The organism is Paraburkholderia phenoliruptrix, from assembly GCF_047325075.1.
Taxonomy (GTDB): Bacteria; Pseudomonadota; Gammaproteobacteria; order Burkholderiales; family Burkholderiaceae; genus Paraburkholderia; species Paraburkholderia phenoliruptrix.
On sequence record NZ_CP168530.1, the window covers coordinates 1926657 to 1940588 of the forward strand.

At 63.7% G+C, this 13932-nt stretch carries 11 protein-coding genes; 4 read left to right on the forward strand and 7 right to left on the reverse strand.

Annotated features, from left to right (window positions below; translation table 11 throughout):
- Positions 1 to 96: 96 nt before the first annotated feature.
- A complete protein-coding gene (gene fdhA / locus ACEN8U_RS08565) occupies positions 97 to 1296 on the reverse strand; it encodes a formaldehyde dehydrogenase, glutathione-independent (RefSeq protein ID WP_013592283.1) in 1200 nt (399 codons plus the stop codon).
- Positions 1297 to 1516: 220 nt separating this feature from the next.
- Here fdhA and betI point away from each other — a divergent pair, with 220 nt between their 5' ends.
- The 4 genes from betI (at position 1517) to ampC (ending at position 6688) form a co-directional block, all read left to right on the forward strand.
- On the forward strand, positions 1517 to 2104 hold the full coding sequence (betI, locus tag ACEN8U_RS08570) for a transcriptional regulator BetI (RefSeq protein WP_013592282.1): 588 nt from the start codon (positions 1517 to 1519) through the stop codon (positions 2102 to 2104).
- 63 nt (positions 2105 to 2167) lie between these two features.
- Positions 2168 to 3637: a betaine-aldehyde dehydrogenase gene (gene betB / locus ACEN8U_RS08575; protein WP_310108026.1), complete on the forward strand. Its 1470-nt coding sequence runs from the start codon at positions 2168 to 2170 to the stop codon at positions 3635 to 3637.
- An 11-nt stretch (positions 3638 to 3648) separates the two neighbouring features.
- Entirely contained in the window at positions 3649 to 5334 is a 1686-nt protein-coding gene (gene betA, locus ACEN8U_RS08580) for a choline dehydrogenase (protein ID WP_310108028.1), read from the forward strand.
- A gap of 169 nt (positions 5335 to 5503) precedes the next feature.
- Complete coding sequence (ampC, locus tag ACEN8U_RS08585; RefSeq protein ID WP_310108030.1) at positions 5504 to 6688, forward strand: class C beta-lactamase; 1185 nt, start codon at positions 5504 to 5506, stop codon at positions 6686 to 6688.
- A gap of 77 nt (positions 6689 to 6765) precedes the next feature.
- Here the strand turns inward: ampC and ACEN8U_RS08590 are convergent, their stop codons facing one another.
- The 6 genes from ACEN8U_RS08590 to ACEN8U_RS08615 all read right to left on the reverse strand — a co-directional run bounded on the left by ACEN8U_RS08590 (position 6766) and on the right by ACEN8U_RS08615 (position 13880).
- A complete protein-coding gene (locus ACEN8U_RS08590) occupies positions 6766 to 8184 on the reverse strand; it encodes an MFS transporter (protein ID WP_310108032.1) in 1419 nt (472 codons plus the stop codon).
- Between the two features lie 146 nt (positions 8185 to 8330).
- Positions 8331 to 8594, reverse strand: a complete 264-nt coding sequence (locus ACEN8U_RS08595) for a hypothetical protein (protein ID WP_310108034.1) — start codon at positions 8592 to 8594, stop codon at positions 8331 to 8333.
- 55 nt (positions 8595 to 8649) lie between these two features.
- Positions 8650 to 9306: a sarcosine oxidase subunit gamma gene (locus tag ACEN8U_RS08600; RefSeq protein ID WP_310108036.1), complete on the reverse strand. Its 657-nt coding sequence runs from the start codon at positions 9304 to 9306 to the stop codon at positions 8650 to 8652.
- Positions 9296 to 12298, reverse strand: a complete 3003-nt coding sequence (locus ACEN8U_RS08605; RefSeq protein WP_310108037.1) for a sarcosine oxidase subunit alpha family protein — start codon at positions 12296 to 12298, stop codon at positions 9296 to 9298. The genes ACEN8U_RS08600 and ACEN8U_RS08605 overlap by 11 nt, the downstream gene beginning before the upstream one ends.
- A complete protein-coding gene (locus tag ACEN8U_RS08610; protein ID WP_013592274.1) occupies positions 12295 to 12609 on the reverse strand; it encodes a sarcosine oxidase subunit delta in 315 nt (104 codons plus the stop codon). Before ACEN8U_RS08610 ends, ACEN8U_RS08605 begins: the two co-directional genes overlap by 4 nt.
- A gap of 26 nt (positions 12610 to 12635) precedes the next feature.
- Positions 12636 to 13880: a sarcosine oxidase subunit beta family protein gene (locus tag ACEN8U_RS08615; RefSeq protein WP_310108038.1), complete on the reverse strand. Its 1245-nt coding sequence runs from the start codon at positions 13878 to 13880 to the stop codon at positions 12636 to 12638.
- Positions 13881 to 13932 lie beyond the last annotated feature (52 nt).

The following is a 13932-nucleotide window of genomic DNA, read 5'->3' on the forward strand; positions in this document are numbered from 1 at the left end:
GCGCCGAAAGCGTTTTCGCCGCCAGCAAATAAAAACGCGTTGAACGGGCGTCCGTTCAACGCGTTTCTCATTGGATTCGGCAACTCGCCGCCGGGCTCACGCCGCCTTCAGCAGACCGTGCGGATCGATGACGAATTTGCGCGGCGCGCCGCCGTCGAACTGGCGATAGCCGTCCGGCGCCTGATCGAGCGACACCACCGTCACGTTCACGATGTCCGCAATCGGCAAACGGTCCCACAAGATTGCCTGCATCAGGTTGTGGTTGTACTTCATGACCGGCGTCTGGCCCGTATGGAACGAGTGCGACTTTGCCCAGCCGAGACCGAAGCGGATGCTCAGGCTGCCCTTGCGCGCGGCGGCGTCCACGGCGCCCGGATCGTCGGTCACATAGAGGCCGGGGATGCCGATCGCGCCCGCAGCACGCGTGATTTCCATCAGCGAGTTGAGCACCGTTGCCGGCGCTTCCTCATGCGAGCCGCTGCTGCCGTGGCCGTGCGCCTCGAAGCCCACGCAGTCCACCGCGCAATCCACCTCCGGCTTGCCGAGAATCTGCTCGATCTGCTCACCCAGCGTCGCATCTTTCGAAAGATCGACGGTCTCGAAGCCCATCTTGCGAGCATGCGCGAGGCGTGCCTCGTTCATGTCGCCGACGATCGTGCACGCCGCACCCAACAGGCGCGCCGACGCCGCCGCGGCCATGCCGACCGGTCCCGCACCCGCGATGTACACCGTCGAACCCGGCTTGACGCCCGCCATTACCGCGCCGTGATAACCGGTCGGCAGAATGTCGGACAAACACGTGAGATCGCGAATTTTCGCCATCGCCTGCTCGCGGTCGGGAAACTTCAGCAGATTGAAGTCGGCATACGGCACCATCACATACTCGGCCTGGCCGCCGATCCAGCCGCCCATGTCCACGTAGCCATAAGCGCCGCCCGCGCGCGACGGGTTCACGTTCAGGCATACGCCCGTGTGCTGCGACTTGCAGGTCGGGCAGCGTCCGCACGCCACGTTGAACGGCACCGAGACAAGGTCGCCGATGCTGAGCGTCTCCACGTCGCGGCCTACCTCGATCACTTCGCCGGTGATTTCGTGGCCGAGCACGAGGCCGACCTCGGCGGTCGTGCGACCGCGCACCATGTGCTGGTCCGAGCCGCAAATATTCGTGCTCACTACTTTCAGAATCACACCGTGGCCGATTGCGCGGCCACGTGGGTCGACCATCTTCGGATAGTCGATCGATTGCACTTCCACTTTGCCCTGCCCCAGATAGACGACGCCGCGATTGCTGCTCATTGAATGTCTCCATGTCTTGTGAGCGGTGCGCGGCCTGTGCGCCGCACGCCGTTCAACGAGCGTAGCGCCCAGGGCGGCGAATCACCTGCACCGAACGCGACACGGGTTTGGCTGGAACCGACATGTCCGTTCTTCGACGTTTTTTATTGATTGACCGTTCAATATAAAAAAACTACCATGCATCGATCGAAGCGAGTCGTCCAATCTTCACATCAACACCATGCCCAAGCTCGGAATGCGCGAAATCCGCCGCGCGCAGCTGATCGACGCAACGCTGCTCACCATTGACCAGACCGGCCTCGCCGGGGCTACGCTCGCGTCGGTGGCGCAGCGCGCCAGCATTTCCACCGGCATTGTCAGCCACTATTTCGGCGACAAGGACGGCCTGCTCGAAGCCACCATGCGACACGTGTTGCGCGACTTGTGGCAGGCCACCTCGCGCCGGCGGCGCGCAGCCAAACCTGACCCGCGTTCGAAACTGCGCGCGGTGGTCGCGGCCAATTTCGATGCGGAACAAACGAGCGCGGCCGTCATGAAGACGTGGCTCGCGTTCTGGTCGGAGAGCATGCACAAACCGCAGCTGCGGCGGCTGCAGTACGTCAACACGCGCCGTCTGAACTCCAATCTGTGCGCGGACTTTTCGAAAGCGCTGCCGCGCGCGGCCGCCCGGCGCGCGGCCAGCGGTCTCGCGGCGTTGATCGACGGACTGTGGCTGCGCGGTGCGCTATCGGGCGAGCCGTTCGACACGAGAGCGGCGCTACGCGTGGCAAACGAATACATCGACCTGGTCCTGGCGGCGCGCGACTGAGCGGGCAACGTGCTGACGAGACAACACGCAACGCGGGGCGATATTTTTACCAAGGAGCAAGTGATGGCCGTTTTCGCAACGCAACGTCTCTATATCGGCGGCGCTTATGTCGACGCGACCAGCGGTGAAACCTTCGACACCGTCGACCCCGCGACCGGCGAAACCCTCGCCGCCGTGCAGCAGGCCAGTGCCGCGGACGTCGATCGCGCGGTGCAATCCGCGCGCGACGGTCAGCGCGAATGGGCCGCGCTGACGGCGATGCAACGCTCGCGAATCCTGCGCCGCGCGGTCGAGATTCTGCGCGAGCGCAACGACGAACTCGCCGCGCTCGAAACGCGCGACACCGGCAAGCCGATTGCCGAAACGCTGGCGGTGGACATCGTCACTGGCGCGGACGTGATCGAGTATTACGCAGGACTCGCCACCGCGATAGAAGGCCAGCAGATTCCGCTGCGGCCGTCGTCGTTCGTGTACACGCGGCGCGAACCGCTCGGCGTATGCGCGGGCATCGGCGCGTGGAATTATCCGATTCAGATCGCGTGCTGGAAGTCGGCGCCCGCGCTGGCCGCGGGCAACGCGATGATCTTCAAGCCGAGCGAAGTCACGCCGCTCACTGCGTTAAAACTCGCGGAGATCTATAGCCAAGCCGGCGTGCCGGCTGGCGTCTTCAACGTCGTGCAAGGTGACGGGCGCGTTGGCGCGCTGCTGGCCGGACATCCGGACATCGAAAAGATTTCGTTCACGGGCGGCGTGGAAACGGGCAAGAAGGTGATGTCCATGGCGGGCGCGTCGTCCCTCAAAGAAGTGACGATGGAACTGGGCGGCAAGTCGCCGCTCGTCGTGTTCGACGACGCGAGTCTCGAACGTGCCGCCGACATCGCGATGAGCGCCAACTTCTTCAGCTCGGGTCAGGTCTGCACGAACGGCACGCGCGTGTTCGTGCAGCGCAGTGTGCTCGAGCGTTTCGAGGCATTGGTGCTGGAACGCGTGAAGCGCATTCGCGTGGGCGCGCCGAGCGACGCCGCGACCAACTTCGGCCCGCTCGTGAGCGCCGCGCAATTGCAAAAGGTGCTCGGCTACATCGAAAGCGGCATGCAGGAAGGCGCGCGTCTGATCGCTGGCGGCAAGCGTATGAGCGAAGGCCACTTCGCGCGCGGTCAATATGTCGAGCCCACCGTGTTCACCGGCTGCCGCGACGACATGCGCATCGTGCGCGAGGAGATCTTCGGGCCGGTCATGAGCATCCTCGTATTCGACGATGAAGAGGAAGTCATTGCGCGCGCGAATCGCACGGCATATGGCCTTGCTGCAGGCGTCGTCACCGAGAATCTGTCGCGCGCGCATCGCGTGATTCACAGGCTCGAAGCAGGCATTTGCTGGATCAACACATGGGGCGAGTCGCCCGCGGAAATGCCGGTGGGCGGGTACAAGCAATCCGGTGTGGGTCGCGAAAACGGCATCACCACCCTCGAGCACTACACACGCATCAAGTCCGTGCAGGTCGAGCTCGGTGCCTATCAACCGGTATTCTGAGGAGCGCTGCCATGAGTTCGAACGAATACGACTACATCATCGTCGGCGCCGGTTCGGCGGGCAACGTGCTGGCATCGCGTCTCACTGAAGATGCCGACGTCACCGTGCTGCTGCTCGAAGCGGGCGGCCCCGATTACCGCTTCGATTTCCGCACGCAGATGCCTGCGGCGCTCGCCTACCCGTTGCAAGGGCGCCGCTACAACTGGGCCTATGAGACAGACCCCGAGCCGCATATGAACAACCGCCGCATGGAATGCGGCCGTGGCAAGGGGCTGGGCGGCTCGTCACTGATCAACGGCATGTGCTATATCCGCGGCAATGCGCTCGATTACGACGGCTGGGCCGAGCGCCAAGGCCTCGAAAACTGGACCTATCTGGACTGCCTGCCGTACTTCCGCAAGGCCGAAACGCGCGACGTGGGCCCCAACGCCTATCACGGCGGCGATGGTCCCGTGCACGTGACCACGAGCAAACCCGGCAATAATCCCCTATTCGCCGCGATGGTCGAGGCCGGCGTGCAGGCCGGCTTTCCACGCACCGACGACCTGAACGGCTATCAGCAGGAAGGCTTCGGCCCGATGGATCGCACGGTGACGGCCAACGGCCGGCGCGCCAGCACCGCGCGGGGCTATCTGGATCGCGCCAAGGGGCGTGCGAACCTCACCATCGTCACACATGCGCTGAGCGATCGCGTGCTGTTCTCGGGCAAACGCGCGGTGGGCGTCGCGTATCTGCATGGCGGCGCCACCGTCAACGCCCATGCGCGCCGCGAAGTGCTGGTGTGCAGCGGCGCAATTGCCTCGCCGCAATTGCTACAACGCTCGGGCGTGGGCCGCTCGACATGGTTGCGCGAGCTGGACATTCCGCTGGTGCACGATCTGCCGGGCGTCGGCGAAAACCTGCAGGATCACCTCGAGATGTACATCCAGTACGAATGCAAGGAGCCTGTCTCCCTCTACCCTGCACTGCAGTGGTGGAATCAGCCGGCCATCGGACTCGAATGGATGCTGAACGGCACGGGCATCGGCGCAAGCAATCAGTTCGAGGCGGGCGGCTTTATTCGCACACGCGACGACGATTTGTGGCCCAACATCCAGTACCACTTTCTGCCGGTCGCGATCAACTACAACGGTTCCAATGCAATCAAAATGCATGGCTTCCAGGCGCATGTCGGTTCCATGCGCTCGCCGAGCCGCGGCCGCGTGAAGCTCACGTCGCGCGATCCGGCGGCGCATCCGAGCATCCTTTTTAACTACATGGCCGATCCGCTCGACTGGCGCGAGTTCCGCGACGGCATTCGCATCACGCGCGAGATCATGCGGCAGCCGGCGCTCGACCGTTACCGTGGACGCGAGCTCAATCCTGGCGCCGAACTGACCACCGATGCACAACTCGACACTTTCGTACGGGCGCGCGCGGAGACGGCGTTTCATCCCTCGTGCTCGTGCAAGATGGGCTACGACGACATGGCCGTGGTCGACAACGAAGGGCGCGTGCACGGCATGCAGGGACTGCGCGTGGTCGACGCGTCCATCATGCCGCGTATCACCACCGGCAACCTGAACGCGCCGACCATCATGCTGGCCGAAAAAATCGCCGACCGGATTCGCCAACGCGCGCCGCTGGCGCGTGTCGAAACGCCTTATTTCGTGGCGCATGGCGCGCCTTCAAGGAAGCGGGAACGGGCGACTGTTTAAACCTCGCGCCCGGGCTTGCGCCTGGGCTTCCGATCGGGCGGGGAATTCTCCCCGCCCATCAATTTTTCTTGTCCTTCCCGAAAGTTATCCTCGATTGTCAGCGCTGCTCGAAGCGCGGATAGTGCTGCGTCAGCATATCCGTCGATAACCGCGGAAGGAAAACGCTCGAATGAAGCTAAAAGCGATGAGCCTGATGGCGAGTGCCGTCGTTGCGCTCAGTGTGATCGCGCCCGTAAGCCGGGCGGCAGACGACGCCGCGAACGATGCGACAGCCGCCATGAAATCCGTGGTGGACCCGGCAATAGAGCCGCTCATGGAAAGACACCACGTGCCTGGCATGGCGGTCGGTGTGATCGCCAACGGCAAGACGTATGTGTTCGACTATGGCGTCGCGTCTGCGGAAACGCGCAAGCCGGTCACGCAGCGCACGCTGTTCGAAATCGGCTCGATCAGCAAGACCTTCACGGCCACGCTCGCCGCTTATGCCCAGTTGAATGGCCAGTTGAATCTCAGCGATAACACGCAACACTATCTGCCCTCGTTGCGAGGCAGCGCGTTCGGCAAGGTGAGCCTGCTGAGCCTCGGCACGCACACGCCCGGCGGTCTTCCGCTCCAGGTACCGGACAGCATTCACGACAACGGCCAGCTGCTGCAGTACTTCCTGGCATGGAAGCCTACGTATGCGCCCGGCACTTATCGCACGTATGCGAACCCCGGCATCGGCACACTCGGTTTGATTACGGCCAAGAGCATGGGCCAGGACTTTGCATCGTTGATCGAGCAGCGCATGTTTCCGGCGCTCGGCATGACGAGCAGCTACATCCACGTTCCCGCGGCAAACATGTCCGACTACGCGCAAGGCTATACGAAAGACGGCGCGCCGATCCGCATGAAAGGTGGCGTTCTCGCCGACGAAGCCTATGGCGTGAGAACCACCGCGGCCGACATGGTCCGCTTCGTTCAGGCGAACATGAACCTGATCGGCGTGGACAGCCAGCTTCAGCATGCCATCACGGCCACGCACACGGGCTATTACAAGGCCGGCGCGCTGACGCAAGACCTCATCTGGGAGCAGTACCCGTACCCCGTGACATTGAGCACCTTGCACGAGGGCAATGCACCCTCCATGGCTATCACGCCGACACCTGCCACGGCAATCGAGCCGCCGCTGCCGCCGCAGCAGAACGTATGGATCAACAAGACTGGCTCGACGAACGCCTTCGGCGCCTATGTGGCCTTTATTCCTGGCAAACGTGTGGGCGTCGTACTGCTTGCCAACAAGAACTTGCCGATTGAGGACCGCGTGAGCGCAGCGTACCGCATCATGTCGGCTCTCGTTGCCGGCGGTCAGTAGCGGCAGTAGCTCCTCGTAGCGGATTCGCATTGCGCGCAACAGCGCCGAACGGAACGCTGCCGCACGCCTCGGAATCGTCATTCGCGCGCCGGGCGCAGCGCGCCTTGTGCGTCGCTCTCGACCGCCTCGGATACGAGCGTCTCGAGAGCGAGCCCGCGCGTTTCGATGCCGAGAATCCAGACAGCCGCAGCCGCAATCACGAAGCACATGGCGCCGAGCGAAAATACGCCGCCTTGTCCGAACATCGGCAACACGACGCCTACCACATACGGTCCGATCAGCGAACCCACGCGTCCGATCGCCGACGCAAAGCCGGAACCCGTTGCGCGCGCACCCGTTCCGTACAGTTCGGGCGTGTAGGTGTATAGCACCGCCCACATCGCAAACAGGAAGAACTGCATCGCGAGCCCTGCGCAGATCAGCAACGTGGGCGTTTGCGCATGCAGCGCGGTTTGTCCGTACACATAGACCATCACAGCGCTGCCCGCCAGCGACGCCACGCAGGTCGGCTTACGTCCCCAGCGTTCGACCAGCCACGCTGCGCAGATAAAGCCCGGAATACCGCCGAGAGAAATCAGCACCGTATACAGCACCGATTTCGTCACCGCAAAGCCCGCCTGCTGCATCAATGCGCCGAGCCACGAAGTCAGTCCGTAAAACCCGAGCAGCGCGAAGAACCACAGCGTCCACACCATGATCGTGCGGCGACGGTACGCCGCGCTCCAGATCTCGCGAAACGCGCCGGCGCCCTTGGCCGCGACCGGTTCGGCGAGCATGACAGGCGCGCGCAAGTGAGTCAGCCGCGCGGCCTTCATCACCTTCGCTTCAACTTCGGCGAGAATGGTGTCGACCTCACCGAGGCGTCCGCGATGTTCGAGCCAACGCGGCGATTCCGGCACGACGCGCCGCACGATCAGCACGAATACGGCCGGAATGGCGAGCAACGCGAACTCGGTGCGCCAGCCGAAGCTCGGCAGTACGAAGTACGACACTACGCCCGCCGTAATGAAACCGAGCGGCCAGAAGCCGTCCATCAGTGCGATCAGACGCCCGCGTGAAGAGGCGGGAACGAATTCCGACAGCAGTGTCTGCGCAATCGGAAACTCCATGCCCATGCCGAAGCCCAGCAGCACGCGATAGAAAATCAGCGCTTCCACGCTGTGCGCGGTCGAGCATAGATACGACGCGACGCCCCACAGCACCATGCTCCACTGAAAAACCGGGCGACGTCCGAACCGATCCGCCAGCAGGCCCGCTACCGCTGCGCCCCCCACCATGCCGAAGAAGCTCGCACTCGCGACAAGCCCGGCTGTTGCAGTGGAAAGACCGAACTCGGTCTTGATCGAGCCCAGCACGAAGGTCATCGTGCCGAGATCGACGGAATCGAAGAAAAACGCAATGGCAATGATGATGAAGATGGTCCGGTGATAACCCGAGAACGGCAGACGCTCGAGTCGCGCGGCTGCACTGGCGCGAGGCTGAGAAGCGGTAGGCATGGCATCCCCTGAAAGATGCGGCGGTGGCCGCAAGTGATATGCCGATCGGCTCATTAAGTAGACGCCGACATAAAGCTGCCACATAGAAGGAATACGCCATCCGGATGGAACGAGCGCGTCGTTCGTGCCGGCGTGAAGGGCACGGGCTATCGACGCAAGCGCGCCCGCGCGGCGCCCGCAATGCGCGCGAGCGCCTCCGCACTCAAGCGCGCGGCAATCTTCTGCACATATTGATGATGCCGCTCCTGCAACGGCGCGCCGAGCTGCTGCGCGTGCAGATAGCGGATCAGCGCGATGCGCCGGTGCCGCAGCAGCATGCTCTGATCGAGCAGCGCGAGCGCGGCATCGGCGTCGCGCTGCTGACACGCGCGCTCGGTGAGGCGCGCGGTAACGACACGGGTGGACGTCATGAGGGTCGCGCGGCGCAAAAGCCGCGAGCGGTGCAGGGGAACACCGCTCGCTGTCTCACGACATCAGCGGCTCGGCTGCATCGAGCATGATCTTCACGAAGTAGTCCGCGAAGCTGCGGCGCACGACGATGTCGAAACTGTCGGCGCCCGTGGGCACGAGCGTGATGGATGCCTTGAAATAGTGGCTCTGCGCGCACTGCCCTTCGCCGAACAGCTTCGGATGAAGGTCGAGCGGGCAGCCGCGCGACAGCACTTCACGCGTGCGCGAGCCGCTGACTTCGAGCACCGTATAGCCGCTGCCGATATCCACCGCCGAAGCGAAAACCCCTGCAAACGCAGCGCCGAGTGCGGCTTGCAACGGCGCCGTGCGAGCCGCATCGTGCGCCGTTGCCGAGCGAACGAGCCACTCGTCGGGACCGAGCCACAGCATGTCGTAGCCGTTGCCGCGCGCGACGGTGTTGGGCTTTTCCGGCGGCTTGCAGCCGAGCACCTGCTGCACTGCCTGCACGAACGCGGCGTCGCGCGTATCGCCGCGCACATTGACGAGTTCGAGGAAAGGCCGCTCGCCCAACCTGAACGCGGAGGTTGCCGCCGCCTGATGCTTCTTCAGCAGCGCATCCGCACCGACGAGCGGTGACTCCTGCCATACGCCGGTTTGCTTGCCGACGGCGCGATCCACGACCGAGGCCGCCGCTTTGGTTTCATTCCACATGTTGACGCGCTCCTTCGCTGTCGTAGAACACCGAGCTGGTGATCTTCGCTGCTATCTGTTTGCCGCTGGAAAGCGGGATCGTGACCGTTTCGCCGATCTTGTCGAGTCCGCCCTTCACGACCGCCATCGCGATGGAGCGCTTCAGGATCGGGCTGAAGTAGCTCGACGTGACGTGGCCGAGCATCGGCGCGGTGTCGCCCTGGAACGGACCCGCAACGATTTGCGAGCCTTCCGGTATCACGAAGGTCGGGTCGTCCGCGAGCAGTCCGACCAGTTGCTTGCGACCTGCCTTTGCGGTGTCCGAGCGCGTGAGCGAACGCTTGCCGAGGAAGTCTTTCGACTTCGCGACGAGCCCGCCCATGCCGAGGTCGTAAGGCGTCATGGAACCGTCGGTATCCTGGCCGACGATGATATAGCCCTTCTCCGCCCGCAACACGTGCATCGTTTCGGTGCCGTAGGGCGTGATGTCGTATTCCGCGCCCGCGGCCATCAACGCTTCCCACACCGCGCGTCCGACGTTCGCCGGCACGTTCACTTCATAGGCGAGTTCGCCCGAGAAGCTGATACGCATCACACGCGAGGCCGCGCCCGCTACCGTGCCTTCGCGGTAGCTCATGAACGGAAACGCCGCGTTTGCGAAGTCGATGTCATGACAGACTTTCTGCAGCACCTTGCGGCTGTTCGGGCCGACCACGGCGAACGTCGCCCAGTGGTCCGTGACCGATGCGAGACGCACCCGCATGTCCGGCCACTCCGTCTGCAGCCAGCGCTCGAGCCACGTCAGCACGCGCGCGGCGCCGCCGGTGGTGGTCGTCATCATGTAGTGCTGTTCGCCGAGGCGCACCGTCACGCCGTCGTCGAAGATCATGCCGTTTTCGTCGAGCATCAGGCCGTAGCGGCACTTGCCGACTTCGAGCTTGCTCCACGGATTCGTATAGACCCAGTTGAGCAGCTTCGCCGAATCGGGCCCCTGAATGTCGATCTTGCCGAGTGTCGAGGCGTCCAGAATGCCGACGCTCGTACGCACTGCGAGCGATTCGCGCGCGACGGCCGCATGCAGGTCTTCGCCTTTCTTCGGGAAGTACCACGGACGCTTCCAGTTGCCGACGTCCTCGAATTCCGCGCCGTTTTCCACGTGCCATTCGTGCACCGCGGTCTTGCGCACCGGATCGAGAAACTCGCCAAGCTCGCGTCCTGCGAACGTGCCGAAGGTCACAGGCGTGTAGTTCGGGCGGAACGTCGTCGTGCCGGTTTCGGGAATCGTCTTGCCGAGCGCCTGCGCGAGAATCGCCATGCCGTTGATGTTGCCGAGCTTGCCCTGATCGGTGCCGAAGCCCATCGCGGTATAACGCTTCACGTGTTCCACCGACTCGAAACCTTCGCGCGCGGCAAGGAAAATGTCCGCGGCGGAGACGTCGTTCTGGAAGTCCACGAACTGCTTCGCCCCGCGCGTGGCGAGTTCGCGGCCGCCGACGAGCCACAGCGGCTGCATCTTCGCTTCGCTGATCTCGGCCACCTGCACCGCATTCGGCCGCTTGACGATGTAACCCGCGGCACGCGCCGCTTCGACGCCTGCATCGACCGCGAAGCGGATGCCCTGCCCCAGCGTGAAATCGCCGTTGCAGGCGCCCACGCTCGTCTCTGCCTGCATCGCCTTGCCCGGCACGAAACAGGCCTTCTGATCATGCCAGTGCGCCTTGCCGCCCGATTGCGCGAACAGATGCAGCACGGGGCTCCAGCCGCCGGACATCGCGACGAGGTCGCAGGTCAATTCGCTTTGCCTGGCGCCCACCTGACCATTCGCATACGACGCCACATCCACGGATGCCACGCGCAATTTACCGTGCGCCGCGGTGATGACCGCCCCGCTGATCACCTTGACGCCATAGCGGCGTGCGAGCGCGGGCAGCGTGCCCTTCGATTCGCCCGCGCGCGGGTCGATCACCGTCACTTGCGCCCCGGCCGCCTTCAGGTCGAGCGCACATTGGTAACCGTCGTCGTTATTCGTGAAGACGACGGCGTCGCGGCCCGGCAGCACCGCATAGCGATGCAGATACGTCGACACGGCCGACGCGAGCATCACGCCGGGCAGATCGTTGTTGCCGAAGACGATCGGCCGCTCATGCGCACCGGTCGCGAGAATCACGCGTTTGGCGCGGATTTTCCACATCAGTTCGCGCGTGCCCTTGCGTTGCGACACAGGCAGATGGTCGGTGAGACGCTGCGTCACCGTGACGAGGTTGTGATCCTGATAGCCGAACGCAGTGCTGCGCGACAGGATCTTCACGTCGGGCATTTGCCGCAGTTCGTCTTCGATCTTGTGTACCCATTGCAAAGCCGGCTTGCCGTCGATCTCGGCGCGGCACGACAGCAGCGAGCCGCCCAGTTCGGGCTGATCGTCGACGAGCGTGACGCGCGCGCCGGAGAGCGCCGCCGCATGCGCGGCCGCGAGACCCGTCGGTCCGCCGCCGACCACCAGCACGTCGCAATGCGCGAAGCACTTGTCGTAGCGATCGGCGTCGAGTTGTTCGGGCGCCTTGCCGAGGCCCGCCGCGTCGCGGATGACTTCCTCGTATTTCGGCCAGAACTTGCGCGGCCACATGAACGTCTTGTAGTAGAAGCCCGCGGGAATGAAGCGCGCAATCTTCTGATTGACCGCCATGCGATCCTTCTCGATGCTCGGCTTCGCATTCACGCTGTTCGCCACAAGCCCCTGATACAGCTCGACTTCGGTGGCGCGCGCGTTCGGCACGGTATACGCGCCCGTTTCGAGCTGCACAACGGCATTCGGCTCTTCCACGCCTGCGGTCACGATGCCGCGCGGCCGGTGATATTTCCAGCTGCGCGCGACGAAACGCAGCCCGTTCGCGAGCAGCGCGGAGGCGAGCGTGTCGCCCTGATAGCCCTGATACTGGCGGCCGTTGAATGTAAACGTGAGCGGCAATGCGCGGTTGATGCGCCCGCCATTCGGGAGTCGGTCTTTCTGGCTCATTGCGTCTTGCCCTCTTGTGCCTTGCCCTCGTTGCTATCCATCTTGAGCAGCGGACGGTCGAACGTCTCGTAACCCTGGATCTCGTAGCTCACCGTGTCGCGCTGCGCCTTGAACCAGCGGCGGCAACCTTGCGTATGCATCCATTGCTCACGATGCACGCCGCGCGGATTCTTGCGCATGAACAGGTAGTCGCCCCATTCCTTGTCGGTGAGTTTTTCGGAGTCGAGCGGGCGCATGATGTCCGCTTCGCCGCCGCAGGAAAATTCGGTTTCGGCGCGTGGCCCGCACCAGGGGCATTCGATCAGCAGCATGATTAGGTCTCTCTGGCTCTAGTGCGTTAGTGGGCGACGGCGGCAGCGCCGTGTTCGTCGATGAGATGGCCGGTATAAAAGCGGTCCAGCGAGAACGGTGCATTCAGTTCGTGCGGCTCGTCCCTGGCGATGGTGTACGCGTAGGCCCAACCCGAACCCGGCGTCGCCTTGAAACCGCCCGTGCCCCAGCCGCAATTGAAGTAGAGGCCCTTCACATCGGTTTTGCTGATGATCGGGCAGGCGTCCGGCGACACGTCGACAATGCCGCCCCACTGACGGTTCATGCGCACGCGCGAGAACACCGGGAACATTTCGACAATGGCTTCGAGGGTGCCTTCGATAATCTGGAAGCTGCCGCGCTGACCGAAACCCGTGTACTGGTCGACGCCCGCGCCGATCACCAGATCGCCCTTGTCGGACTGGCTGATATACGCATGCACCGCGTTCGACATCACGACGGTATTGACCACCGGCTTGATCGGCTCAGACACGAGTGCCTGCAGCGGGTGGCTTTCCAACGGCAGGCGCACGCCGGCCATATCGGCGAGCGTGGACGTGTTGCCCGCCGCGACGATGGCGACCTTCTTCGCCTTGATGAAACCCTTCGTCGTATCGACGCCCGTCACCTGGCTGCCGTTGCGGCGAATGCCCGTTACCTGGCAGTTCTGCACAATGTCGACGCCGGCCTGGTCCGCGCCGCGCGCGAAGCCCCACGCCACCGCGTCGTGACGCGCGACGCCCCCGCGCCGCTGGATCGATGCACCGAGCACCGGATAGCGGCTGTTCAGATTGATGGTCGGCTCGAGTTCCTTGATCTGTGCCGGCGTGAGGAACTCCGCATCGACGCCGTTGAGCCGGTTCGCATTCACACGGCGCTCCGTGTCGCGCACGTCCTGCAGCGTGTGCGCGAGATTCATCACGCCGCGCTGGCTGAACATCACGTTATAGTTCAGGTCCTGCGAGAGGCCTTCCCACAACTTCATGGCCTTTTCATAGAGTGCAGCCGATTCGTCCCACAGATAATTCGAGCGCACGATGGTCGTATTGCGCGCCGTATTGCCGCCGCCGATCCAGCCCTTCTCGAGCACGGCGACATTGCGCACGCCGTGTTCCTTCGCGAGGTAATAGGCCGTGGCGAGACCGTGCCCGCCGCCGCCCACGATCACCACGTCGTACTCGCGTTTGGGCTCGGGACTCTTCCACTGTCGCTCCCAGTTCTCGTGATACGACATCCCGTTGCGCAACAGGCTGAATATCGAATAGCGGCTCATCATTGATCCTTGTGGGTACTGTCGGTGCTTGCTGCCAGGTGCTTCATGAAAT